The organism is Thermaurantimonas aggregans, assembly GCF_003851885.1.
GTDB classification, from domain to species: Bacteria; Bacteroidota; Bacteroidia; order Flavobacteriales; family Schleiferiaceae; genus Thermaurantimonas; species Thermaurantimonas aggregans.
This window is the reverse complement of the sequence record NZ_BHZE01000049.1, coordinates 1-1,545: the sequence shown is the minus strand read 5'-3', so window position 1 is coordinate 1,545 and position 1,545 is coordinate 1. Positions and strand designations below refer to the sequence as shown.

Annotated in this window: 2 protein-coding genes; both read right to left on the bottom strand. The window is 34.5% G+C overall.

The window, feature by feature from the left end:
• Nucleotides 1-143: 143 nt before the first annotated feature.
• The gene (locus EIP89_RS11385; protein WP_124398807.1) at nt 144-722 is read right to left on the bottom strand and encodes a hypothetical protein; all 579 of its coding nucleotides are present in this window, start codon (nt 720-722) and stop codon (nt 144-146) included.
• A gap of 344 nt (nt 723-1,066) precedes the next feature.
• Complete coding sequence (locus tag EIP89_RS11380) at nt 1,067-1,273, bottom strand: hypothetical protein (RefSeq protein ID WP_124398806.1); 207 nt, start codon at nt 1,271-1,273, stop codon at nt 1,067-1,069.
• Nucleotides 1,274-1,545 lie beyond the last annotated feature (272 nt).

Sequence of the window (1,545 nt, the reverse complement as noted above, 5' to 3'; positions counted from 1 at the left end):
AAATCAATTTTTTGAAATATCACTACCAAAAACCTGCTTTAAGTCTAATTCATTTTTTGTAACATTAAATACCATTTAAAAACTGATAAAAAAAAGCTGCCCTCTTTTAGGACAGCTTCTTTTTTTTGTTTTTAGTAAAAGGTTTATCGACCTTGTTCAAATCTGCGCATTTCTTCTTCAAAAGTCTTTTTAAATAGCTCGTAATTGTAATCGATTTTCAAGCTTTGGTCGCGTGTAAGGGTTTGGTAGTAGCTATCAGCGAGGCGATCAGCACTTAGTTCAAGAGCTACATAATATTTAAACACATTGCTGTTTTTCACCTTTGACGAGCGTTCACATACAGGAATTACTCCACGAAGCTCTTGATTGATTACGGTGCGTGCATTTTCTTCAAAGCGTTCAAGTATTTCCTCCTTGTTGTTGTATTCTGATGATTTAACATAGTTGTCGCCTACTACCTTCATTGTAGTACTTAGCATACCTGCCAGCTCGGCACGTGCATTGCTAAGAGCTTTGCGCTTTGCTGTATTTAGGTCCATACTTTCACCAAAGGAAAATGCTCTAAAGGTTTTTGCATCAGACTTGTATTCTGAGCAGGGCAACTTTACTTCCACTTCATCTGTTGGGAGGGGAACTTCTTTGTTTTTTTTGCTTTTACAGCCGGTTGCTATCAATGCTATCGATAAGCCGGCAAAAACGATTGCCGAGGTAAGTTTTCTCATCAGTTGGGATTTTTTAAGATTCTGCAAATGTATTAGGCCAATTGTTGTGCCAAAATTTTGCAAGATCAATGAGTATGTATTTTTTAAGAGAACAAATTACAGAATAAAAAATTTCGGCCGAAGACGATACCAAATTCTATTTTGACAAAGTGGAATTTAACAGACAATTTTTTGGTATTAAATCTCTTTCTAAGTGGAATAACTCAATACATTAATCAAATAACTATAAAAATGGCGAAAAACGGACCGGAATACTACCAACTCTTTAGAAATCCGATTAAGATTTCAATTTTTTGACGATTCTGGCCTGCCTGTTCGCACATTTTAATTTTAAGCCAATTTCATTATTTCTTTGAATTTACAAACATGTTAATGGCAGCTAATTCTCCATAGGTTTCAAAGAATTTTTTCATAACGGACCCAAACTTTTCAAGGCCACTAAATCCTCTACCTACTAACAGGGCTGAGGTACTTTTTACACTGGTTTCCCATTTAGTTGGTTTTTTTAATATGGCACTCCAAATGATTTGGGGTTCATTGGAAGGAATCATATCCAATTGTAACTGGGAATTTTGAAGAAATAATTACATCTGGTAATATTTTAATCATTCTGTTTTGTTTTTAGATTAAAAAAAGGGGTTGGGGTAATTTAATGAACTCATGAGGTTATCTCATGAATGTAAATTGGAGGTTATTAAAAAAAGAAGGTGTCCAAAAAGTAAAGGACGCCTTCTTTTTTATTTTGATAAAACCCTTAATTGAAGTAAATTAGAGCCATCATAGACATTTTAAGTGAGGCGAGTAGTCTTTAAACAGCAACCCG

Coding starts and splice junctions, on each gene's coding strand:
- EIP89_RS11385 (WP_124398807.1), bottom strand. CDS start 722: ATGAGAAAACTTACCTCGGCAATCGTTTTTGCCGGCTTATCGATAGCA.
- EIP89_RS11380 (WP_124398806.1), bottom strand. CDS start 1,273: ATGATTCCTTCCAATGAACCCCAAATCATTTGGAGTGCCATATTAAAA.